The sequence below is a fragment of the Rhizobium esperanzae genome, assembly GCF_002204185.1.
GTDB lineage: Bacteria > Pseudomonadota > Alphaproteobacteria > Rhizobiales > Rhizobiaceae > Rhizobium > Rhizobium esperanzae.
Map to the genome: position 1 here is coordinate 347,441 of NZ_MXPU01000005.1, position 22,672 is coordinate 370,112.

Annotated in this window: 19 protein-coding genes and 1 pseudogene; 10 read left to right on the forward strand and 10 right to left on the reverse strand. The window is 60.6% G+C overall.

The window, feature by feature from the left end:
- Positions 1–349: 349 nt before the first annotated feature.
- Entirely contained in the window at positions 350–1,453 is a 1,104-nt protein-coding gene (locus B5E41_RS10055; protein ID WP_088393192.1) for a branched-chain amino acid ABC transporter substrate-binding protein, read from the reverse strand.
- Positions 1,454–1,916: 463 nt separating this feature from the next.
- Between B5E41_RS10055 and B5E41_RS10060 the strand changes: the two genes are divergently transcribed.
- Entirely contained in the window at positions 1,917–2,831 is a 915-nt protein-coding gene (locus tag B5E41_RS10060) for an HD-GYP domain-containing protein (RefSeq protein WP_088393194.1), read from the forward strand.
- A 78-nt stretch (positions 2,832–2,909) separates the two neighbouring features.
- Here the strand turns inward: B5E41_RS10060 and aptA are convergent, their stop codons facing one another.
- The 6 genes from aptA to B5E41_RS10090 form a co-directional block, all read right to left on the reverse strand.
- Entirely contained in the window at positions 2,910–4,235 is a 1,326-nt protein-coding gene (gene aptA / locus B5E41_RS10065; protein WP_011426326.1) for an omega-aminotransferase AptA, read from the reverse strand.
- 271 nt (positions 4,236–4,506) lie between these two features.
- Positions 4,507–4,824 (reverse strand): ArsR/SmtB family transcription factor, encoded by a 318-nt coding sequence (locus tag B5E41_RS10070; protein ID WP_064684394.1) that lies wholly within the window; start codon positions 4,822–4,824, stop codon positions 4,507–4,509.
- 108 nt (positions 4,825–4,932) lie between these two features.
- Entirely contained in the window at positions 4,933–5,682 is a 750-nt protein-coding gene (locus B5E41_RS10075) for a HugZ family pyridoxamine 5'-phosphate oxidase (RefSeq protein WP_088393196.1), read from the reverse strand.
- Positions 5,683–5,713: 31 nt separating this feature from the next.
- Positions 5,714–6,766, reverse strand: a complete 1,053-nt coding sequence (gene choV / locus B5E41_RS10080) for a choline ABC transporter ATP-binding protein (RefSeq protein ID WP_064804161.1) — start codon at positions 6,764–6,766, stop codon at positions 5,714–5,716.
- Positions 6,763–7,608, reverse strand: coding sequence for a choline ABC transporter permease subunit (choW, locus tag B5E41_RS10085; protein WP_088393198.1), 846 nt, complete (start codon positions 7,606–7,608; stop codon positions 6,763–6,765). The genes choV and choW overlap by 4 nt, the downstream gene beginning before the upstream one ends.
- A gap of 73 nt (positions 7,609–7,681) precedes the next feature.
- Positions 7,682–8,638, reverse strand: a complete 957-nt coding sequence (locus B5E41_RS10090) for a choline ABC transporter substrate-binding protein (protein WP_088393200.1) — start codon at positions 8,636–8,638, stop codon at positions 7,682–7,684.
- Positions 8,639–8,874: 236 nt separating this feature from the next.
- On the opposite strand from B5E41_RS10090, the gene B5E41_RS10095 reads away from it, so the two are divergent.
- From B5E41_RS10095 to B5E41_RS10105, 3 genes are all read left to right on the forward strand, one after another.
- Positions 8,875–9,477 carry a thymidine kinase gene (locus B5E41_RS10095; protein WP_011426320.1) on the forward strand — a complete coding sequence of 201 codons (603 nt, stop codon included), beginning with the start codon at positions 8,875–8,877 and terminating at the stop codon, positions 9,475–9,477.
- 73 nt (positions 9,478–9,550) lie between these two features.
- Entirely contained in the window at positions 9,551–10,624 is a 1,074-nt protein-coding gene (locus B5E41_RS10100) for a hypothetical protein (protein WP_088393202.1), read from the forward strand.
- Positions 10,625–10,859: 235 nt separating this feature from the next.
- Positions 10,860–11,990 (forward strand): DUF2333 family protein, encoded by a 1,131-nt coding sequence (locus tag B5E41_RS10105; protein ID WP_088393204.1) that lies wholly within the window; start codon positions 10,860–10,862, stop codon positions 11,988–11,990.
- Between the two features lie 11 nt (positions 11,991–12,001).
- On the opposite strand, the gene B5E41_RS10110 is transcribed toward B5E41_RS10105, so the two are convergent.
- Positions 12,002–12,463, reverse strand: coding sequence for a PAS domain-containing protein (locus B5E41_RS10110; RefSeq protein WP_088393206.1), 462 nt, complete (start codon positions 12,461–12,463; stop codon positions 12,002–12,004).
- 46 nt (positions 12,464–12,509) lie between these two features.
- Positions 12,510–13,235, reverse strand: a complete 726-nt coding sequence (locus B5E41_RS10115; RefSeq protein ID WP_088393208.1) for a helix-turn-helix transcriptional regulator — start codon at positions 13,233–13,235, stop codon at positions 12,510–12,512.
- Between the two features lie 331 nt (positions 13,236–13,566).
- Here B5E41_RS10115 and B5E41_RS10120 point away from each other — a divergent pair, with 331 nt between their 5' ends.
- Complete coding sequence (locus B5E41_RS10120) at positions 13,567–15,237, forward strand: COG3904 family protein (protein ID WP_088393210.1); 1,671 nt, start codon at positions 13,567–13,569, stop codon at positions 15,235–15,237.
- 145 nt (positions 15,238–15,382) lie between these two features.
- Positions 15,383–17,062: a formate--tetrahydrofolate ligase gene (locus B5E41_RS10125; RefSeq protein WP_088393271.1), complete on the forward strand. Its 1,680-nt coding sequence runs from the start codon at positions 15,383–15,385 to the stop codon at positions 17,060–17,062.
- A gap of 130 nt (positions 17,063–17,192) precedes the next feature.
- On the opposite strand, the gene B5E41_RS10130 is transcribed toward B5E41_RS10125, so the two are convergent.
- Positions 17,193–18,143: an extensin-like domain-containing protein gene (locus B5E41_RS10130; RefSeq protein ID WP_088393212.1), complete on the reverse strand. Its 951-nt coding sequence runs from the start codon at positions 18,141–18,143 to the stop codon at positions 17,193–17,195.
- Between the two features lie 71 nt (positions 18,144–18,214).
- On the opposite strand from B5E41_RS10130, the pseudogene B5E41_RS10135 reads away from it, so the two are divergent.
- The 4 genes and pseudogenes from B5E41_RS10135 to B5E41_RS10150 all read left to right on the forward strand — a co-directional run.
- Positions 18,215–18,619 (forward strand): annotated as a pseudogene (locus B5E41_RS10135) (TonB-dependent hemoglobin/transferrin/lactoferrin family receptor); the annotation flags it as partial.
- 269 nt (positions 18,620–18,888) lie between these two features.
- The gene (locus tag B5E41_RS10140; protein ID WP_088393213.1) at positions 18,889–21,078 is read left to right on the forward strand and encodes an anthranilate synthase; all 2,190 of its coding nucleotides are present in this window, start codon (positions 18,889–18,891) and stop codon (positions 21,076–21,078) included.
- Between the two features lie 469 nt (positions 21,079–21,547).
- Entirely contained in the window at positions 21,548–21,787 is a 240-nt protein-coding gene (locus B5E41_RS10145) for a hypothetical protein (RefSeq protein WP_064695947.1), read from the forward strand.
- Positions 21,788–21,799: 12 nt separating this feature from the next.
- Positions 21,800–22,480, forward strand: coding sequence for a DUF2161 domain-containing phosphodiesterase (locus B5E41_RS10150; RefSeq protein ID WP_088393215.1), 681 nt, complete (start codon positions 21,800–21,802; stop codon positions 22,478–22,480).
- Positions 22,481–22,672: the final 192 nt, after the last annotated feature.

A 22,672-nucleotide genomic window follows, 5' to 3' on the forward strand; every position in this document is an offset into this window, starting at 1 on the left:
TCGGCCGCCTGTGCGGCTGTTCTTTTATTGAGCGGTTGTGAAACGACCAAGACCGCGCAAAATTCGGTTACCTTCAAGACTGACAAATACGGAAAGGTCGCTAGCGTCACCTGGCAAAGCCGTCTGGAAGCGAGGCTATGGATGCGAGCCTCAAGCGTAGTGTCCTTGCCCAATTCCACACGATCGTTCCAAGACCTCTGCCCGATAGAACCTATATCCAGCCATTGGTTCTCACTACACCAACCACGCTGGATGATTACATGCGCGGTGATCTGAAGAAGACAAACTGACGCCCAAATACAAATCGGGCGCCGCAAGGCACCCGATCCTGTTTCACGAGATCCGTGAACTACTCGGCAGCGACGATCTTCCCGCCTTCCCACTTGTAGAGCGAGAAGCTCTGCGAGGTCAGGTCGCCGGTCTCGCCGTAGGTGAGCTTGCCGATGGCGGTCGGAACCTCCATGCCGCCCTTCAGAGCGGCTGCGACGGCTTCCGCATCCTCGGCGCTGCCGGCCTTTTCGATGCCGGCTTTCAGAACTTCGACCGCGGCGTAGGCGTTGAGCGTGAAGGCTTCGGCCGGGACGTTCTTGGCGGCAAGCGCTTCGGCGGCGGCCTTTGAGTCCGGGTTCTTAGTGGCATCTGACGCATTGGTGAACAGCGTCCCTGCTGCCGCATCGGTGCCGATCGCCCAGAATTCGGTGTTCGAGAGGCCGTCGCCGCCGATGATCATCGCGTCGGCGGAGAGGTCATGCAGCTGGCGGGCGAGCAGGCCGCCTTCCGGGTGGTAGCCGCCGAAATAGACGATGTCGACCTTCTCGGACTTGATACGGGTGGTGAGGGCGCTGAAATCCTTGTCGCCAGGGGTGATCGCATCATTGACGACTTCGGTGATGCCGCCGGCGTTCAGCGTCGCCTTGAAGGCGTCCGCAAGACCCTTGCCGTAGGCGCCCTTGTCGTTGACGATGGCAATGCGTTTGTCCTTGAAATTCTTCAGCACGTATTTGGCGGCGACTTCGGCCTGCTGATCGTCGCGGCCGCAGGTGCGCAGCACGTTGGCGAGGCCGCGCTTGGTGAGGTCGGGGGCTGTTGCGGTCGGGGTGACCATCAGCACGCCGTTTTCAGCCAAGACGTCCGACACGGGGATAGCAACGCCCGATGTCACCGGGCCGACGACAAAGCGGATGCCGTCGCCGACAACCTTATTGGCGGCGGAAACGCCCTGCTTCGGTTCGCCGGCATCGTCGGCCAGTTCCAGCACGACTTTCTCACCGAGAATGCCGCCCTTCTTGTTGATCTCATCGACCGCAGTCTGAGCGCCGTTCTTCACCTGGTCGCCATAGGCGGCGACGGGACCGGTCAGCGGCGCGATCAGGCCGATGGTGATATCGGCATGAGCAAGGGGCGCAAAGGCGAGTGACGCGACGAGGGTCGCCGTCAATGTCTTGAGGGTCATTGTCTGTCTCCTTGGATGGGGTCGTGGACCCGCGATGATGTGCCGCGCCGGCTTTCCCGATCATTCAACAGCCTCCAGAGGCTGCGCCAAGGACGACCGGTAACGGTGCGATCAGCGAACCCGCCGGCCATGTTTGACTCGGGCAGGGCTCATGGCAAGATTTCTAGAAATTTTGATGAGCTTGCGCAAGTTCATAACAAAATGGAAGGAAATTTGGCCGATCCGGCCGAAAATTCAGCCGGAACGGATCATTTCCTTCGGTTTTGCATGGTTTTCAGAGGCGAGGCGGCGAATGGTCACGACCTGCCTCCGGACAAAATCACATCCATAAGGTTGTCTTTAACTTTCCTATTAACCGATAGTTTGGCCAATGGCAGTAGTATCAGGAGACCCCGAATACCGCCGCATTGAAACAGAGAACTATACAAAGAATTAGATAGACCTATCGGGAAACAGAGATCTGATGCTCAAGCGTATCGACGCCGGTCAGGTGTGTATCGGAATGTTTGTGGAGGTTATCGAGGGCCTGTGGCAGGATCCGTTTTTGTGCAAGCGCAGATTTTCCCTGCGGCGCGAAGTCGATGCTGCAAAAATTCGTAAATGCGGCACTGCCAGCGTCGTCATCAATACTAGCAAGGGGCTCGATACCAACGGCCTGCCGGGCCGTGACGTCGAGATCGACATTCAGGCCGCGCGAGAGACCGTCCAGAAATCAGTGCAGTTGTTGGAAGAGGCTTTCGCAAAGCTGCGGAACGGCGATGGAGTCAGCATAGATCACGTGGCGCCGGTGATTTCGTCGGTCTCCAAGTCGATGGATGAGAACCCCGCGGTGTTCCTGAGCGTCACGCGCCTGAAATCAAAAGACGAGGTAACCTTTTTGCATTCCATTTCGGTGAGCGCGCTGATGATCCTTTTCAGCCGCCATCTCGCACTTGACGAGCATACAACTCAGATGCTCGGCACCGCGGGTTTGCTGCACGATGTCGGCAAGCTTGAAGTTCCGCTTGAGGTGCTGAACAAGACGGGGCCCCTGGAAAAGGATGAGATCGGCTTGCTTCGGGGCCATCCGGAGAAGGGGCACGCGATCCTGTCGCGGCAGGAGGGCATGTCGGACATCGTTCTCGACGTATGCCTCAATCATCACGAACGCATCGACGGCAAAGGCTATCCGCGCAGCTTGCCCGCCAGCGAGGTGAGCCTCCACGCGCGGATGGCCACGATCTGCGATGTGTATGACGCCATTACCTCTGTGCGGCCATATAAGGCGCCGTGGAGTGCCAGCCAGGCACTGAAATGGATGTTCGGCGCCGAGGGGCATTTCGATCGCCAGCTCCTGAAAAAATTCGCCCTCTGCCTTTCCGTCGCCTCTGTGAGCTGAGGTTTGCATTTTCAGACGAAAAGACCCGCGAGAACATTGTCCATCGCGGGTCTTTGGTACTGAGCCTCGTGAGCGTCTTCAGATGTTGTTCTGAAGGATGGTCCTCAGCTTGCCGAAGAGTTCGTCGATATGCTGCTTCTCGATGATCAGCGGCGGGGAGAGTGCGATGATGTCGCCGGTGGTGCGGATCAGAAGCCCGCTCTCATAGGCCTTCAGGAAAGCGGTGAAGGCGCGCTTCGTCGGCTCCCCGGCGATCGGGTCGAGTTCGATTGCGCCGATCAGTCCTGTGTTCCTGATATCAATGACGTTGGGGCAGTCTCTGAGCGAATGCAGCGCATCGGCCCAATAGTCGGAGAGCTCGGCGGCGCGAGTGAGCAGACCTTCTTCCTTGTAGGTGTCGAGCGTGGCGAGGGCTGCAGCGGAAGCGATCGGGTTCCCGGAATAGGTATAGCCGTGGAAGAACTCGATCATGTGCTCCGGCCCGTTCATGAAGGCGTCATGGATCTCGGAGGTGACGAAGACGGCGCCCATCGGAATGACGCCGTTGGTCAGCCCCTTGGCGGTGGTGATCATGTCGGGCTTGACGTCGTAATATTGCGCGGCGAAGGGGGCGCCGAGACGGCCGAAGCCGGTGATGACTTCGTCGAAGATCAGAAGGATGCCATGTTTGGTGCAGATCTCGCGCAGCTTCTGCAGATAACCCTTCGGCGGGATGAGGACGCCGGTTGAACCGGCGACCGGCTCGACGATGACAGCGGCGATGGTGGAGGCGTCATGCAGCGTGACGATGCGCTCGAGTTCGGTGGCGATGTCGCCGCCATGCTCAGGTTCGCCGCGGGTGAAGTTGTTCTTGCCGGGCTGGTGGGTGTGCGGCATGTGATCGACACCGGTCAGAAGCGTGCCGAACATCTTGCGGTTGGCGACGATGCCGCCGACGGAGATGCCGCCGAAATTGACGCCGTGATAGCCGCGCTCGCGGCCGATCAGGCGGAAACGCGAACCGTTACCCTTCACGCGGTGATAGGCAAGCGCCACCTTCAGGGCGGTCTCGACGGATTCGGAACCGGAATTGGTGTAGAGGACGTGGTCCATGCCTTCCGGAGCGATATCGACCAGGCGGTTCGCCAGTTCGAACGCCTTGGGATGGCCGAGCTGGAACGCCGGCGCGTAATCGAGTTCGCCCGCCTGTTCGCGGATCGCCTCGGTAATCTTCGGGCGGCAGTGGCCGGCGTTGACGCACCAGAGGCCGGCCGTGCCGTCCAATACCTGACGACCGTCATGGGTGGTATAATACATGTCCTTGGCGCCGACGAATAACCGCGGCTCCTTTTTGAACTGGCGATTTGCCGTAAATGGCATCCAGAAGGCACGAAGATCGTTCGGTGCATTGAGGCGGTTGGACATGCTGTTCTCCTGGCCTTCGGTGGCCCGTTCCCGAGGGGCTTGTCGCCCGAATTTTTACTGCCCGGTCAAATTATCAGGGCCTCTTAACGCGTCAACGAGAAAAGTCCCGACATGCTTCCGCGCAGAAGAATTCGCCAAAAGACACGACCGGCAAATCGCCAGATTTACCGGTCGTGCCATTAAGGTTCACGTGCTGAAATATCGTTGCCGAGGCTTCCGGGAGGATTCCCGTGCGGCACCGGCACGGCTGATGGTCATGTCAGCGCTATCATCAGGCTGCGGATCTGCTTCTGCTCGGAACAAGGTAGATGTCTTCGAGCGTCGCGAGTATCTTCATGACCGGCTCGGATGTACTCGAATAATAGATGGTCTGGGCGTCGCGCCGGGTCTTGACCAGCTTCTGCGCGCGCAGTTTCGAAAGATGCTGTGAAAGCGCCGACTGGCTAAGGCCGACTTGTGTGGCGAGCACTCCGACGGCGACTTCGCCTTTTACCAGGCTGCACAGGATCAGCAATCTTTTGGGATTGGCCATGGCTGACAATAGTGCTGCCGCCACATTCGTGTGGTCAGCCAAATCGGGGGTTTCCATATTGTTATCTTCCTAATGCGAAACGTACATCATCTATCTGGTAAGGGCTGTCTGCCGGAGCCCGCGGCAAAATTAGCAACTGGGCTCGAAGATTGTATATACCTAAATTTAAGGTATCGAGTATGCTATTTTAGATATGTTTGAACAAATGTGATTGGAATCCACAGCGAGCGTTTCGAATTCGTATCGCAGCAAAAAGTCGCCGGAAATGATCTCAAAACCCGCCGGATCGATGCCGCAGATGCGCCAAGAAGCCGATTTCGGGGCTTTTAAGCGCGCTGCAAGAGTTTGCGCCACATCGGAATGGCGCTCTACTAAATCTCGCACTGTTTCGGCCGCTTTGGCGGCAATCTCTTCGTTTGCCGGCGATTGGATGATGAGATCCCCGCCGTCGAGATGGTAGGCCCGGCCGAAGCCGGCGTTGAGGCTCGCCTGCTCCGGTTTGAGACGGAAGAAAAGGAAATCGGCAAAATCGATATAGAGATTTGCCTTGGGATGGCGATCGAGGAAACGCGTGCGAAGGCGCTCGTGGAACCGATGACCATGCTCAATCGGCTCCGCCGTGCATTGGGTCGTCAGCCGGCCATGGGCAAGCGGATCGCCCTTGCCCGGCTCGCCGGTCAGCAGCGAGGCGCGCGGGTCTCGTATGAGCGCCTTCGTGTGAGCCGAAAGCTTCGAAACCAGGATGACGGGGGAGCCGTCGATATCGGTGGCGAGGAGGACCCGGCTGGCAAAGGGAAAACCGGTGTCGGGATCGAGAACGGCGATCGCCGCGTACCGTGCAGAGCGCAACAGCACACGGGCGAGCCTGCGGGCCTCGTCGTCGGTTTCGCGTAAGGGCGACGGTTGATCTTTCATATCCGCTTTGTGGCAAAGCGGATCGAAAACATCAAGCGTCCTCCTTGCGGCGATGGCGCGTGAGGCCGGCGACGATATCCTGAGCGGTGATGGTGCCGATGACCGTGCCGTTTTCCACGATGCCGATGCTGCCCGGCTGGCGGGCGAGTACGTCGAGGACATCGACGAGCGGGGTTGCGGCACGGGCCGTGGCGCTGACGCTCATGCCGGCGGCCGTCTGGCCAAGGCCGGGCTGCATGACGTCGGCGGCGGTCAGCATGTTGATCGGATTGAGGTTCTGCACGAAATCGGCGACATACTGGTCCGCGGGGTTCTTGACGATGTCGTGCGGTGTTCCGCACTGAATGATCCGTCCGCCCTCCATGATGGCGATGCGGTTGCCGATGCGGAAGGCCTCGTCGAGATCGTGGCTGACGAAGAGAATGGTCTTCTTCAGCCGCCGCTGGAATTCCAGGAGTTCGTCCTGCAGACGGGTGCGTATCAGCGGGTCGAGCGCCGAGAACGGCTCGTCCATGAGCAGGATCGGGGCGCCGGTGGCAAAGGCGCGGGCAAGGCCGACACGCTGCTGCATGCCGCCTGACAGTTCGTTGACCTTGCGGTTTGCCCATTTCGTCAGGTTGACGAGTTCGAGCTGCTCGCCGACGCGGGCCTTGCGTTCCGCCTCCGGCATGCCGGCGAGTTCGAGGCCGAAGCCGACATTTTCGGCGACGGTGCGCCAGGGCAGGAGGGCGAACTGCTGGAACACCATGGAGACGGTGTGGGTGCGCAGTTCGCGCAGCGCCTTGGCATTGCATTTATAAGGGTTGACGAGGCCCGTGGTCGTGGAGACCGCGACGTCGCCGCGCACCACGGGAGCGAGCCCGTTGACGGCGCGCAGCAAGGTCGACTTGCCCGAACCGGAAAGGCCCATCAGCACGAGGATCTCGCCTTCCTCGATCGTCAGCGAGGCATTGGCGACGCCCAGCACCAGGCCGGTCGCGGCGCCGATCTCGTCACGCGTTTTGCCCTGGTCGGCCATGGCAAGGGCGGCTTCCGGCCGATCGCCGAAGATAATGCTGACATCCTTGAAGCTTACCGCGGTCATGCGCCGTCTCCTTCACCCGCCGTGCGGAACATGCGGTCGAGAATGATCGCCAGGATGACGATACAGAGACCGGCTTCGAAGCCTTTTGCGACATTGACGGTGTTCAGCGCACGCACGACCGGGACACCGAGACCATCGGCGCCGACGAGTGCGGCGATGACCACCATCGACAGCGACAGCATGATGGTCTGGGTGAGGCCCGCCATGATCTGCGGCGCGGCGAAGGGAAGCTCGACCTTGCGCAGCACCTGCATCGGCCGCGCGCCGAAGGCGACGGCGGCTTCGACGAGGGAGGGCGGCGTCGAGATGATGCCGAGGCGCGTCAGCCGGATGGGGGCGGGGATCGCGAAGATGACGGTCGCGATCAGGCCCGGAACCATTCCGAGGCCGAACAGGATCAGCGCCGGGATCAGGTAGACGAATGTCGGAATGGTCTGCATCAGATCAAGTACCGGGCGCATGGCGGCATAGACCCAGGCGCGGCGGGCGGCCGCGATACCGAGTGGAATACCGATCACCATGCTGACGAAGGTGGAGGCGAGCACGAGCGCGAGCGTCTCCGTCGTCTCCTTCCAGTATCCTTGATTCATGATGAGCAGCAGCCCAAGGCAGGTAAATAGCGTGATCGCGATCGACCGCCGGAGCCAGAAGGCGAGTGCGGAAATGACCGCGATGACGATCAGCGGATGCGGCTTTTGCAGCACGAAGAGCAGGCCGTCGATGACGTGCGACAACAGAAAGGCAAGCTGGTTGAAGAACCATTCGCCATTGGAGGTCAGCCAGTCCACGAAGGATTTGGCCAATGGACCGATGGGAATCTTAGAGTCGGTGATCCAATTCAAGAGCGCGCCTATCCAGAAAAATTAACAATCGGACAAAAATGAAGCAGGGCGGCGAGCCGCCCCGTTCATGTGATCAAAGGCCGAGGCTGGTCTTGGCGGCCGCCAGCGCGTCGCCCTTGCCGTCACGGGTCTTGACGCCGGCGAGCCAGGGCTCGAGTGCCGACGGGTTGGCCTTCAGCCATTCGGTAGCCGCGGCTTCCGGCTCCTTGCCGTCGTCGAGGATCTTGCCCATGATCTGGTTCTCCATGTCGAGGGAGAACGTCAGGTTCTTCAGCATCGCGCCGACATTCGGGCATTCGCCGAGGTAGCCGGCTCGGACATTCGTGTAGACCTTGGCGCCGCCGAAGTCGGGACCGAAGACGTCGTCGCCGCCTGTGAGGTAGGTCAGCTTGAAGTTGGTGTTCATCGGATGGGGTTCCCAGCCGAGGAAGACAACGGGCTTGCCTGCTTTCTCGGCGCGAGCGACCTGGGCGAGCATGCCCTGTTCGGAGGATTCGACGATTTCCATATCCTTCATGCCGAAAGTGTTCTTTTCGATCAGGTCCATGACGAGGCGGTTGCCGTCATTGCCGGGCTCGATGCCGTAGATCTTGCCGTCGAGATCGTCCTTGTGGGCAGCGATGTCCTTGAAGTCCTTGATGCCGAGTTCCGCGCCCTTGGCGTTGGTGGCAAGCGTGTACTTGGCGCCGACCAGATTGGGGCCGAAGGATTCGACCGACTTGTCATCGATATAGGGGCGGACGTCCTTTTCCTGTGTCGGCATCCAGTTGCCGAGGAAGATGTCGATGTCCTTGTTCTTCAGCGAGGTGTAGGTGACCGGCACCGAGAGGACCTTGACGTCGGTCTGGTAGCCGATGCTTTTCAGGACGACGGAGGCGGTCGCCGTCGTGGCGGTGATGTCAGTCCAGCCGACGTCGGAGAAGTGGACGGTGGAGCAGCTGTCGGGATCGGCGGCGAAGGCGGCGGTCGCAACGGAGAGGGTGGCGACGGCAGTTGCAGTGACGAGTTTGAATGTGCTTGTTGTTTTCATTTTAGACTCCCAGTCTTTAGGTCCCCAAGCCAATCACCAATAACCCAGTTTGACAAGCGACCTCAGTGTGTTTGCGTCGTATCGACGGGTGCGATTGCGACGTCTGCAGATTTTTCGCAGTCGCGGGTTTTCGCGGCTTTCGGCGGGTTTTGGGCGTCAATTCCTGTGATTATCGCCGTCGCGGGGCTTTTCTTTGCCAATTCGAGCTTTCAATAAGCCGATCAAGGAGAAATCGGATGGCAAAGCTCTATTTCAACTACTCGACGATGAACGCCGGCAAGTCGACGATGCTGCTGCAGGCCTCCTATAATTATCAGGAGCGCGGCATGCGTACGGTGCAGCTGATCGCCGCCTTCGACGAGCGCGCCGGCCGCGGCGTCATCGGCTCGCGGATCGGGCTGGAGGCGAGCGCCATTCCCTTCGAACCGGACGAGGATCTGTTCCGACTGGTCATGACGCTGAGCGGCGAAGGGGCGCCAATCTCCTGCGTCTTCGTCGACGAGGCTCATTTCATGACGCCCCTCCATGTCTGGCAGCTTGCCCGCATCGTCGACCGGCTCGGCATCCCCGTCATGGTCTACGGGCTGAGGACGGATTTTCAGGGCAAGCTGTTTCCGGCCTCACAGGAGCTTTTGGCGATCGCCGACGAAATGCGCGAGGTGCGGACGATCTGCCACTGCGGGCGTAAGGCGACGATGGTGGTGCGGCTGGACGCGCAGGGAAAGGTGCTGCATGAAGGCGCGCAGATCGATGTCGGCGGCAATGAGAAATATGTCTCTCTCTGCCGCAGGCACTGGGACGACGAAATGAACGGGGCCTGGATCGCCGAGCCTGTGTGAGGCGATGAAAGGGCTGGTTTTCTTCGGCGTCCGGAGCGGCTAGCTTGGGTAGGAGATTCTCCGGGGAGATCAGGTGCGCAAACCTCCGCCATTCGACAGCCAGTACGAAGCCGCAGGCGGCCTTGCCGAAAAGATTGCGGCCGAGGGAGCCTATTGCGAAGGCTGCATCCGCGGCTTTGATAGCGACGAAGCCCGGTCGGCCGACGAGGTTTTTCTGGAACAGAATGCGCGCTTCCAGACCCATATCGCCGATGGCGCAGCGCTTGATGCGTTGCTTGCCGAACTGGTCTTTACATTGGACCGGATGACGGCGGAGGTTTCGGCCGATCTCGACAGTTTCCGCGGATTGACGCTGCGCGAGAAAATGGCCGGCTGGACGTCGCGCCAGAGAATGTGGCGCATGTATACCGAACGCGTGCGCGAGGCGCCGGTCATCGAGCGGCTGCTCGACCTCCTGGCAAAATCCGACGCGCTCGCCAAGCTGATCGTAAGCCAGCGCACCTCGATCATCGAACGCCACAAGATAGCCGAACACGGTCTCGTGGGCATTGTCGAGCAACGGCGCCGGCTGGTCGATTCCATCGATATCGCCCGCCTGAAGATGAAGGAGCTCAATGCCAAGGCGCTGACGACCCAGGGCCGCATCGGCGTCTATGGCAACAGGGCGCACTGGGAGCAGATGGAGGCAGAGCGACGGGCGTTGAAGGCAGAGGCCGAGCGAATTTCGGCGGAGGAGCACGAGATGCGGCACGACAGTCAGCGGCGCGAGCGCTTCATCGGCCTGTTCCAGGCTTTCGTCGATTCGTTGAACGGCCGGATCGGTGCCTGCAACGTCTTGCTGCGCAAGCTGATGATCGATGTCGAGGAGCGGCTGATCATCTATCAGGCGCAGGTCGATACCGACCGGCCGGGCATGAAGGTCAGGATCAAGCCGGAACTCTTCGCCGATATTGCGGCCCCGATCAGGCTGTTCGAGAAGGGCATGCTGGTCGCCCAGGATCTGGAGCGGCGCAAGAGCCGGGCCGACCTCGACGTCGCCGGAAAATTTCCGGCCTATCGCGAGCCGGCACCGGAAACGCCGGGAGCGCCGCTCATCGATACGGCGCGCGGGTCCTTTCGCTTCAGGTTGCCATTCCTGCGTTCCTGATCCGTGCCTCGCGCCGTCTGCGCTGCTTTCATTCGTAAAATCGAGGCGATCGTGTTGTGCTCGGCCTGACGAGCGCATATGTGGATGCAGCGGGGCGGCGATGTCCTGCTGCATAATTCCTTAAGTCGGAATCGATTTAAGGAATTATGCAGCAACACAAAGTGCTACAGCGTCCTAGCGCGTCTGAAAAGACGCGCGGCGCTGTAGTGTTCGCCTCGCCTGACAGGAGACGACGATGCTTGACCGGATAGCCGGTTTTTTCAGGCTGATCGGCCAGACGATCGGCCGCTGGGCCCGCCTGTTTTTCGCCTGGGCCTTCTGGCCCTTTCTTGCCGTGCATGGCTGGTACCAGCGCCGGAGCTGGCTGATCCGGCTGCCGGTCATCGCATTCGTGGCGCTCTTCGCCGTACTTTACGGCTATTTCTTCTGGCAGACGCAGGTCTGGTCGAACTTCAACACCGCCTTCGTCGACCAATACCGGTTTTCGGAACGCAAGATTGCTGCCGGGCAGGAACTGCCGTCCGCCGAGAGCGCGAGCGGAGCGGCCACCAAGACCTGTCAGCGCTCAGCCATTGTCGATGTCACGGCTGACCTTACCGATTTCAACGTCAACCAGAACGCATGGATTTCTTCCATGCTGCTCTACAAAATGGGCTTCTTCGGGATCGACTGGGATCACACGCCCTTCCTCGACAACAAGGCCTCATTCCAGCGCGGTATCAACCAGGCAGTCCGGCGTACCTCGGCGGAGCTTGTCGATACACTCGGGCGCGTGCGCGGCACGTCTGGCATCAACAACGATCTGCAGAGCGCGCGCGGCAATCTGCAGTTCGACGAATATAGCTGGTATTTCGGGCTCAATCCCTTTGGGCCTAAAACGCCGACCCCTTCCTACTACCGCTCGGCCATCGGCAGCCTACGCAAGTTCAATACTGATCTGTCCGCCTGCAACGTTATTTTCGACGGCCGCGCCGACAATCTGATGCAGTTCATCGACCGCATCGCCAACGATCTCGGCGCCACCTCCGACATGCTCGCGGAGCGCTCGGAACACCATAATCGCGGCTGGTTCGACACGCGTGCCGACGATCGGTTCTGGTTCGCCTACGGCCAGCTTTATGCCTATTACGCCATCCTGACCGCTGCGCAGGCGGATTTCTCGCAGGTGGTGCAGGAACGCAATCTCGGCGCGATCTGGAGCGGCACCACGCGGCAGTTCCAGGCGGCACTGCGCATCCAGCCCTCGATCATCTCGAACGGCCGCGAAGACGGCTGGATCATGCCGAGCCACCTCGCGACCATGGGCTTCTATATCTTGAGGGTACGCTCGAACCTCGTCGAGATCCGGTCGGTGCTCGATCGTTAGAGCGTTGCGCGTCAGCGGCGCGCCGCATGATCCTCGAAGCCAACGACGCGCAGCTTCTCGACGAATTCATAGGTGACGCCGACGATGCCGCCGCCGCTGGCATCGTCACGGAAGCGGCCGATGCTGCGCACCAACTTGTAACCGCCGAGCCGGTTGTCGACGCGATAGACGAAATGGAAGCCGACGCCGTGAAGGCTTGCCTCCTCGAAGGTCTGGGCGATCAGGCTGCGGTCTTCGGTGTGAATGCGAGACATCAGTTCGGCCAGATTGACCGGCCCGTCGCTATAGGGGAGATCGAAGATCGCATGCACATCCTCGCTTGCAAAGAAATGTCCGGTTTCGATATCGATGCGCCAGAAGCCGAAAAGGCGATAGGCGGCAACCATCTGAACGATTTCCGCATCGGTGATGCCGATATGGGCGCGGGACTGTGTTATCTTGTCGACGACAGGCTGTTCGAAGCGAAGAGACACGATTCCCCCAATTCACGGGACGACGTGCTGACCCTCTTCTGATTTTTCAGCTGATCAGCTTCAATCGAATTGCTTTTGCTACCAACTGGGTGCGATTGACGCAATCGAGTTTTTTGATCGCATTGGTCATATAGGCATTCACCGTATGATCGGAGAGAGCCAGGATCTGGCCGATCTCGATCGAGGTCTTGCCCTGTGCCGTCCAGCGCACGACTTCAAGTTCCCGCGCCGACAGCGCATTGTGCGCATTTTCCTCGTTGCGCCTGACCGCATTGAATGCGTCGAGGGCATGCAGGATGATGATCGCCAGCTCGTTGACTTCGCTCTGGCCGAGCGCCGCACGTTCGCCGCAGAACCAGAAGACCAGGCGCCGGCCATCGACTGCAATGGTCGGCATGGCAACGCCTGCAGGTATCGCATGGCGCAGCATCAAGGCGCGCAGCTCGGCCGGAAAGGCCTGTGCATTGACGGTATCGTTGAGGTGCCAGGCCTGCGGCACGGCCGACTCCCTCAACCGTACGCCGAAAGGGCAACCACGCATCATGTTGGCGCGATCGAAATCTCTGATATAGGCCGCGGGAAGCGAGCTTTCGATCAGCAGCGGTTTCAGGAGGAGATCTTCCGGCGAGGGCGCGTGCATCAGCGTCGCATAGGACAGTCCGAAGGCCGCGGAGACTCTGCCGAGTCCTTGTGCAAACAGGCCGCGTGTTCCTGCAACAGAAAGTTCCGCCGAAAGCAACGACTGTCTTTCAGAGGTGGTCATGTAAGACATTTTTACGCCCCGGCAGCCTCAATGTTAACGCTATCAAATACACAAACACTGCCGGATGCTAGCCCCAATTGCCTTATCTCAAGCCGATTAGGTCGAAAGGCGCAGAAATAGTTACGACTGCGCGCGCCCCGGTTGAGTTGCGGCCTGCGCAAGTAGCGTTGTGGTATCTTTGACTTCTGCTGCGGCGGGACAGCTGTGGATACCGCCTGCTCCGGGCAGGAAGAGAATCACGCCGGAAGAGCCGGGGCGCCGAGAGGCGCCGAAAACTGGCTTGCTGCGGCACGATGCAATTGGTAGGTGTATTAACATGTATAACTGAGGCGATTTAATCGTGCGCTTTGCATTCTCCCTGCATTTTAAGCATCTGTTTTCTCTGGCAATACTTGCTTTTCTTTTGTTGAACCTGCCGATCGATGCCGCGACCTCGCAGGCAGCCGCGCCGAAGGCGGCAGGGCAGCCGCCGATGCGCTTCATCCTCGTGCACCATCTTCTCTGCATGGAGGACTGTCCGGGATGGATATCGGCAGAGGGACGCATAACCTCCGACACGCCCGCGCAACTGCGAAAAATCCTCAAGAAGATCGGTAACCGAAAGCCGCCGATCGTCTTCCGTTCCGAGGGCGGTGATGTCGATGCCGCCTATGCGATGGGCCGGATGATCCGCAAAGCGGGTCTGGAAACGGCAGTAGGCGGCACCAGGCTGAAGGATTGCCCGCCGGACGATCTGCGCTGCGCTGCCGCCATCGCAAAGGACGGGACCGCGCTTGGTAACACCTATTCGGACGGCGCATATTGTTTTTCCGCCTGCCCGCTGGCGTTTGCGGGCGGTACGTCGCGTGTCGCGTCGCAATGGGCGTTCATCGGTGTTCACCAGATCACGACGATCTATAACAGGGTGCGCGTTTCCTACCGTATCGAATACAAGATCGTGAACGGCAGGAGGAAAGAAATCTCCCGCAAGGAAGTCGGGCGCAAGTCGGCCGGGCAGAGCAGCTCCACCAAGCTCGGCAAGAAGGCCAGCATTGCCCTAATGGCCTATTTGAAGGAGATGGGGGTCGATAAGGATCTGGTGGACCATATGATGAGCGCCAAGCCGGACAGCATCAAGATCGTGCCGCCCGCAGAGGCAATTCGAATAGGCCTCATGACCGGCATGCTGTCTTACAGCGAGTGGCCGGGAATGCCGCTTTGCGCACCGGATGCAACCGCCGAGGCTGTCTGCCACGGACATCGGGCGGTCAAGACGTCTGCGGCTGAGGCGCCGGTATCCGAGACACCCGTGCAGAATGCGTCCGGAGGCGCAAGCGAGAGCCTGTCGAAAACACGGCCCATGGATTTTCTCCTGATGTCCAATGGCAATTGTCGGGAAGAGTGCACACAATGGATTTCCGCGGATGGAGACATCACGCCGGATACGCCGGCTCAGCTGGAAGCGATCTTGAAGACGCTCGGCGAAAGGAAACTCCCGATCGTCCTTCAGTCCAATGGCGGGGATATGGATGCGGCTTTCGCTATGGGGCGTATGGTCCGCGCTGCAGGTCTGGAGACCTCGATCGGCAGATCGCAGTTGCCGAATTGTCCAAAGCAGGACCCGCGTTGCAAAGCCGGCGCCGCTGAAAGCGGGCTGACCGAGGGCGAAGTCTTTACCAGTGGTGCGTATTGCCTTTCGACCTGTACTCTTGTCTTGATGAGCGGAGCGCCGCGGACCGCCGGATATTCAGCCATCGGCCTCGTCAGACCCAAGACGACTGAATATGCGAAATTCTTCGGCTATTTCGACGAGATGGGCGTCAGTGCCGAGCCATACCAGACGATGATGCTCGAGACGGCAATCGATCAAGCGATTATGCTTCCCTCTGAAGCGTTCAAGCTTGGCGTCATCAATGGCATCATTCCTTATGATGAAGAGCCCGGCTTGCATATCTGTGGGCCAGAGGCGAAGCAAAGTCTCCAATGCCCGACAGCGCCGCGCGTCTTGCCGGATGCGAAAGGGACGCAGTAACATTTGAATCTACGCATCATGCTTTCCCATGATCCAGCGCGGCGGCCGCAAGGCGAGCGCTATTCACAGCATGCCGATATTTCGCTATCCCAGTCGCGAGGACAAGCGCTTTCGCGCATGCGAAAGGCCGGGACGGGGGACATCCATGCCATCCATCAAATCCGATATTGAAATCGCGCGCGCCGCGGCCAAGAGGCCGATCTTCGAGATCGGGGCAAAGCTCGGCATCGCGGCCGAGCAGCTCGCCCCCTATGGTCACGACAAGGCAAAGGTCAGCGCCGAGTTCATCGCGGCGCAGGCGGTCAAGAAGGACGGCAAGCTGATCCTTGTCACGGCGATCAATCCGACGCCGGCGGGCGAAGGCAAGACGACAACGACCGTCGGCCTCGGCGACGGGCTGAACCGGATCGGCAAGAAAGCGATCGTCTGCATCCGCGAGGCGTCGCTCGGTCCCTGCTTCGGCGTCAAGGGCGGGGCGGCCGGCGGCGGTTATGCGCAGGTTGTGCCGATGGAAGACATCAACCTGCATTTTACCGGCGATTTCCATGCGATCACCTCGGCCCACAATCTGCTGGCTGCGATGATCGACAACCACATCTATTGGGGCAACGAAGAGAATATCGACATCCGCCGCATCACCTGGCGGCGTGTCATGGACATGAACGACCGGGCGCTGCGCAGCATGGTCTCCTCTCTCGGCGGCGTCGCCAACGGTTTTCCACGCCAGGGCGGCTTCGACATCACCGTCGCCTCCGAAGTGATGGCGATCCTCTGCCTCGCCACCGACCTCAAGGATCTGGAGCGGCGGCTCGGCGACATCATCATCGGCTACCGCTTCGACAAGACGCCGGTGCATGCGCGCGACCTGAAAGCCGACGGCGCCATGGCCGTGCTGCTAAAGGATGCAATGCAGCCGAACCTGGTGCAGACGCTGGAAAACAACCCGGCCTTCGTGCATGGCGGCCCGTTCGCCAATATCGCCCATGGCTGTAATTCGGTGACGGCGACGAAGACGGCGTTGAAGCTCGGAGAGTATGTCGTGACGGAAGCGGGATTCGGGGCCGATCTCGGGGCTGAAAAATTCTTCAACATCAAATGCCGCAAGGCCGGGCTGAAGCCGGACGCGGCCGTCATCGTCGCGACCATCCGGGCGCTGAAGATGAATGGCGGCGTGAAGAAGGAGAATCTCGGCATGGAGGACGTCGCAGCGCTGAAGAAGGGCTGCGCCAATCTTGGCCGGCACGTTGCCAATGTGCGCCGCTTCGGCGTGCCCGTCGTCGTCGCGATCAATCATTTCGTCACAGATACCGATGCGGAGATCGCGGCGGTGAAGGAATTCGTCTCGCGGCTCGGCGCCGAAGCGATCCTCTGCCAACACTGGGCCAAAGGTTCGGCCGGCATCGAGGAACTGGCGCATAAGGTGGTGGAACTGGCCGAATCGGGTCAAGCGAAATTCCAGCCGCTCTACGGCGACGACATTTCGCTGTTCGAGAAGATCGAGATCGTCGCCTCGAAGATCTACCATGCGGGCGAGGTGACCGCCGACAAGGCGGTGCGCGATCAGTTGCAGACATGGGAGGAGCAGGGCTACGGCAAGCTGCCGGTCTGCATGGCGAAGACGCAATATTCCTTCTCCACCGATCCGAACCTGCGCGGCGCGCCGGAAGGCCACATCGTTTCGGTGCGCGAGGTGCGGCTTTCAGCCGGCGCCGGCTTCGTTGTCGCCATCACCGGCGAGATCATGACGATGCCTGGCCTGCCGAAATCGCCCTCAGCGGAACGGATTTTTTTGAATGGGCAGGGTTATATTGAGGGGTTGTTCTGATTAGGCGTGGGGAAGGGACGGGATGCGGCCTCTCGATCCTCCCTTCTCCCGAGGGTAGAAGAGGATATGCCGCACCGTCTCCGTTCCCCGCCAGTTCTCGCTTGATGACGGGATTCTACCCCTTCAACCGTCAATGACAATAACGATAGCCGCCCTTCCTTTCGATGACGTCGAGATGGAAATGGGTTTCGTGGGCCGCGTCGCTTTCGGGGTCGAGGACGGTGGTGAAATAGAGGCAGCCGGCGGCGCTGACGACGCGCTGGAAGGCGCCGGTAAGTGTCGAGTCCTCGCGGCGGGAGCGGACAGCGACATCCTCGCCCTTTTCGAAATGGAAGCTGGCAATATCGATGGCGTTGCCGCGGGCGTGTTCGGAGATCTTGCCTGTTTCGGCGCCGTTGCGCAGACGGCACATATAGGCGGTAGCCTGGTTAACGGCGGTGATACGGCCCTGCTCAGGCAGGGCGGCGGAAGCGGCAGGGATGACGCTCTCCTTCATCCAGCGGGCAAGTGCGAGTGCCGCCGGGCAGCGGATCGTTGCCTCCGGCTTGAGGGCGATACCGGGCAGAGCTTCGGAGACGATGATCGGTTTGTCGATGCCGCAGCCGTTGCCGTCATCGATGCGCGGCGTTTCCTTGAAGACGACACCCAACTCCTTGAGTGCGGCCGTGCATTCGGCATGCTCAGCGTCGCTTTCGGATTCGATCGTCAGTTGCTGCTCTTCAAGCGTCTGCTCGCCGGGCGGCTTTTCTTCCGGCGGAGTCTGCGGGCTTTCGACCTGGCCCGGCGGAAGCGGCGGTCCCTGCATGGGTTCTGCAGGCTCAGGCTTTGCCGGTTCGGCTGAAGGAGCAGGCGGCTGGTCCGGTTCGGATGTCTCCGGCTCCTTTACCTCAGGTTTCGGCTGAGGGGTCGGCACCTGCTCAGGCGCGGAGGGTTCCGCTTTTTCCGAGGACGGTGGAGTGCGACGGGTCGTCTGCCCGGCATCGGGCCGCGGCTCGGGCAATGGACCGTGGGGGGGCAGGCGGGCGCCGGCAAGAAAGGCGGTAGCGGCAAGCAGGATCGCCAATGTCGAAAATTTTCTCAATCCATCCGGTTCCTAGTATTGGTGGCTAGAAGCAACGCATGAGAGCGGTTTTCGTTGCAATTGTGCAAGGCTTCAATAACGGCATCAATCTGCATGCCTCGCTTGCCTATGCCTACGGCAGGAATGAAGAAACCACCCAGCGCCGGCACTCGGTGGCGCCGTTCAAGGCGATTGTCGGCGGCGGCTGGAGCAATGACACCTTCGGCTTCGATCTGTCTTCGACGCTATCTGCCGGCATGCTCACCGACCATCTCAATGCACCCGGTTACGCAATTGTCGACTTGACCGGCTGGTGGACGCCGGAACAGTTGCCGGGCCTACGCGTTCAAGCCGGTGTCTACAATGTTTTCGACCAGAAATATTTCAACGCGCTGGCCCTACGCGACGTCAACCTGGTCTCGACCGCATCGCAGCCTCGTGATTGGTATTCCGAGCCGGGCCGTACCTTCAAGGTGTCGCTCACGAAGACCTTCTGACTGCCGGCGACACACCTTCACGGCTGGGGAGGGGCGGTTTTCGGGCCGCCCTTTTTCATTGCGCAATCGCCTCTTGCGCGGCGGCTGATCTCAGGCTAACAATTTTTCCATGATCACGTCCTTGAACATTGCTGTTTGGTGGTGGGCTCGCTGAGGCGGCCTCGACCAATCGTGTCCAAAGACGACGACGAGTGAGCCGCCCGAAACTTCGAGGCGGCTTTTTTGTTTTATCGCTGCCTGTCGTCCGGGCCCGATAACGGAGTGGAACAATGGTAACGATCCTGCGGGATGATGGTGCGGAAATCTACGAGACCAAGGGCGGCATATCCGTCACCCGGCAGCGTCGGGCGATCCCTTACGGCGATGCGGTCTCCTCCTATATCGATAAGCTCGACGAACGCCGCGGCGCGGTGTTCTCGTCGAACTACGAATATCCGGGCCGTTATACGCGCTGGGACACCGCCGTCGTCGATCCGCCGCTCGGCATCTCCTCCTTCGGGCGCGACGTCTGGATCGAGGCCTATAACGAGCGCGGCGAGGTCCTCCTCGGCTTCGTGACGGAGCGGCTGAAGACAGTGTCCGATCTCGTGCTCGGCGCTTCCTCCGCCCGCCGCCTCGATCTCTCCGTCAAAGCGCCGGATCGGGTGTTTACCGAAGAGGAACGCTCGAAGATGCCGACGGTTTTCACCGTGCTACGCGCCGTGACCGACCTCTTCTATTCCCAGGCGGATGCGAGCCTCGGGCTCTACGGCGCCTTCGGCTACGACATCGCCTTCCAGTTCGACGCGATCGATCTGAAGCTCAAGCGGCCTTCCGACCAGCGCGACATGGTGCTCTACCTGCCGGACGAGATCCTCGTCGTCGACAATTACGCTGCCAAAGCCTGGATCGACCGCTATGATTTCGAGAAAGGCGGCGTGACGACCGAGGGCAAGGCAGAGCAAATCGCGCCGGAACCCTTCAAACAGACGGATGCCATTCCGCCGAAGAGCGACCATCGGCCGGGCGAATATGCCGAACTCGTCGTCAAGGCGAAGGAAAGCTTCCGCAAGGGCGATCTCTTCGAGGTCGTGCCGGGGCAGAAATTCATGGAGCGCTGCGAAAGCAAGCCTTCCGACATTTCCAAGCGGCTGAAGGCGATCAATCCGTCGCCCTATTCCTTCTTCATCAATCTCGGCAATCAGGAATATCTGGTCGGCGCCTCGCCCGAGATGTTCGTGCGCGTCTCCGGCCGCCGCATCGAGACCTGCCCGATCTCGGGCACGATCAAGCGCGGCGACGATCCGATCGCCGACAGCGAGCAGATCCTGAAGCTTCTGAATTCGAAGAAGGATGAATCCGAGCTGACCATGTGCTCGGATGTCGACCGCAACGACAAGAGCCGTGTCTGCGAACCGGGTTCGGTCAAGGTGATCGGCCGCCGGCAGATCGAAATGTATTCGCGCCTCATCCACACGGTGGATCATATCGAGGGGCGGCTGCGCGACGACATGGATGCCTTCGATGGGTTCCTCAGTCACGCCTGGGCGGTCACCGTCACCGGTGCACCGAAGCTCTGGGCGATGCGCTTCATCGAGAGCCATGAAAAGAGCCCGCGCGCATGGTATGGTGGGGCGATCGGCATGGTCGGCTTCAACGGCGACATGAATACCGGCCTGACGCTGCGCACGGTGCGCATCAAGGACGGCATCGCCGAAGTGCGCGCCGGCGCGACACTACTCAACGATTCCGACCCGCACGAAGAAGAAGCCGAAACCGAACTGAAGGCCTCCGCCATGCTTTCCGCCATCCGAGACGCCAAGATCGGCAATTCCGGCAAGATTCAGCGCGACGTTGCTTCCGTTGGCAAGGGCGTCAGCATCCTGCTCGTCGACCATGAGGACAGCTTCGTTCATACGCTGGCCAATTATTTCCGCCAGACGGGAGCGACGGTTTCGACCGTGCGCACGCCAGTGCCGGAGGAGATCTTCGACCGGCTGAACCCCGATCTCGTCGTGCTGTCGCCCGGGCCGGGGACGCCCAAGGATTTCGACTGCAAGACGACGATCAAGAAGGCGCGGGCGCGCAACCTGCCGATCTTCGGCGTCTGCCTTGGCCTGCAGGCGCTCGCCGAAGCCTATGGCGGGGAACTGCGTCATCTGGCCCTGCCGATGCACGGCAAGCCGTCGCGCATCCGCGTGCTGGAGCCGGGCATCGTCTTCTCCGGCCTTTCGAAGGAGGTGACCGTCGGCCGCTACCACTCGATTTTCGCCGATCCCTCGACGCTGCCGCGTGAATTCATCATCACGGCTGAAAGCGAAGACGGCACGATCATGGGCATCGAACATGCCAAGGAGCCGATCGCCGCGGTGCAGTTCCACCCGGAATCGATCATGACGCTCGGCGGAGATGCCGGCATGCGGATGATCGAGAACGTCGTGGCGCATCTGGCGCGCAAGGTGAAGACGAAGGCGGCTTGATTGGCAATTCCGGTTTGCCTTTCCTGATCACGGGAAGGGGGCTTAGAAGCGGCGTCGAGCGTGTCCTTCGAGGCGATCCAGCGGATCGCGCCTCAGATAAAGGACGTTCGAGGAGGCGGCTATTGCCCCTCACCCTAACCCTCTCCCTGTAAAACGGGGCGAGCGGACGTGCCCCCGGGAGGCCAACGAGGAACGGAGAGGTTGCGGCGTGTTCCCTTCTCCCCGCTGGCGGCGCTGGCGGGGAGAAGGTGACGGCAGCCGGATGTGGGGCGCAGCAGGGTTCTGCGGCAATTGCTGCTCCAGCGCTCAAGATAGCCTCGCCCTGCGTGGCCGGAGGCGAAGCCTCGAAGGGCAGGCGGGCATTCCGACCTGGATATGACAGGGCAACCCGGCAGGTGGTCCTTCAAAGCGGTTGACTTTATCAGTCAAATCAGAACATTTCAGGAACGATCAACCGGAACCCATCACCGTGGCCAATGCTGAAAAGTTCATCGTTCTCCCTTACCGCAAGAACCGCGGCAATCTTGTGCCCGGCGAAATGCGCCAGGCATCGAATGCCGTCAGCGCGGAAAAGATCGCTTCGGCGATGGCCGAGCGTTTCGTCGGGGTCGCGGCCTACGCCGTCATCGTCGACGAGGAAACCGGCGACATGAGTTCCCCGCGACTGCTCGCGCGATATGGCGAGATTGCCGATCTCAACGCTGCCTGAGCGCGATTTCCCATGGAGACATCGCTCTACCTGCCGGTCAAAACCTTCCTGGAGGCAGCCGGTTATGCCGTCAAGGGCGAGGTCGGTGGATGCGATCTCGTTGGCTTGAGCGATGGCGAGCCGCCGGTCGTGGTCGTCTGCGAACTGAAGCTCACCTTCAACCTCGAACTGCTTCTCCAGGCGGTCGATCGCGCGGCGATGAGCGATGAGGTCTGGATCGCGGCGCGCGTTTCGGCCAAGGGGCGCGGGCGAGAGACGGACAAGCGCTACCGCGACCTCTGCCGGCGGCTCGGCATCGGCATGCTCGGCGTCTCGGATGGCGGCGAGGTCAGCGTCATCGTCAGTTCCATTTCGCCGATGCCGCGCACCAATCCCAAGCGGCGTTCACGCCTCGTCAAGGAGCATCAGCGCCGTCGCGGCGATCCTGCCGTTGGCGGCGGCTCGCGGGCGCCGATCATGACGGCCTATCGACAGCAGGCGCTGCTCTGCGCGGCCGCGCTCGACCGGGGAATTGTGCGCCCGCGGGATATGAAGGCGCTTATGCCGAAGGCCGGTCCGATCCTGCGCGACAATGTCTACGGATGGTTCGAGCGCCAGGAAAAGGGCGTCTATGCCCTGACGCCGGCGGGACAGGCCGCTCTTCTGCGGTGGCCGCAGTCTGTCCAGCCCGATCCGGCTCTCTCGGCGCTGTAGCGGGATTGCGCATCCTGCGCCCGCGCCGGTCTGTCGGGGGGCAACATCTGTGAGGGACGTGTCATTCTCTTTGACAAATCCTCCATCATCGCCCATATCACCCTCAACTGGGCCGCCTTCGCGACATTCGCGTGGGCGGTTTTGCATTTCAATGGCTTAGACCCTGCAATTCATTCGCAACCGCAGGAGGAC

Coding starts and splice junctions, on each gene's coding strand:
- B5E41_RS10055 (WP_088393192.1), bottom strand. CDS start 1,453: ATGACCCTCAAGACATTGACGGCGACCCTCGTCGCGTCACTCGCCTTT.
- B5E41_RS10060 (WP_088393194.1), top strand. CDS start 1,917: ATGCTCAAGCGTATCGACGCCGGTCAGGTGTGTATCGGAATGTTTGTG.
- aptA (WP_011426326.1), bottom strand. CDS start 4,235: ATGTCCAACCGCCTCAATGCACCGAACGATCTTCGTGCCTTCTGGATG.
- B5E41_RS10070 (WP_064684394.1), bottom strand. CDS start 4,824: ATGGAAACCCCCGATTTGGCTGACCACACGAATGTGGCGGCAGCACTA.
- B5E41_RS10075 (WP_088393196.1), bottom strand. CDS start 5,682: ATGAAAGATCAACCGTCGCCCTTACGCGAAACCGACGACGAGGCCCGC.
- choV (WP_064804161.1), bottom strand. CDS start 6,766: ATGACCGCGGTAAGCTTCAAGGATGTCAGCATTATCTTCGGCGATCGG.
- B5E41_RS10090 (WP_088393200.1), bottom strand. CDS start 8,638: ATGAAAACAACAAGCACATTCAAACTCGTCACTGCAACTGCCGTCGCC.
- B5E41_RS10095 (WP_011426320.1), top strand. CDS start 8,875: ATGGCAAAGCTCTATTTCAACTACTCGACGATGAACGCCGGCAAGTCG.
- B5E41_RS10105 (WP_088393204.1), top strand. CDS start 10,860: ATGCTTGACCGGATAGCCGGTTTTTTCAGGCTGATCGGCCAGACGATC.
- B5E41_RS10115 (WP_088393208.1), bottom strand. CDS start 13,235: ATGTCTTACATGACCACCTCTGAAAGACAGTCGTTGCTTTCGGCGGAA.
- B5E41_RS10125 (WP_088393271.1), top strand. CDS start 15,383: ATGCCATCCATCAAATCCGATATTGAAATCGCGCGCGCCGCGGCCAAG.
- B5E41_RS10140 (WP_088393213.1), top strand. CDS start 18,889: ATGGTAACGATCCTGCGGGATGATGGTGCGGAAATCTACGAGACCAAG.
- B5E41_RS10150 (WP_088393215.1), top strand. CDS start 21,800: ATGGAGACATCGCTCTACCTGCCGGTCAAAACCTTCCTGGAGGCAGCC.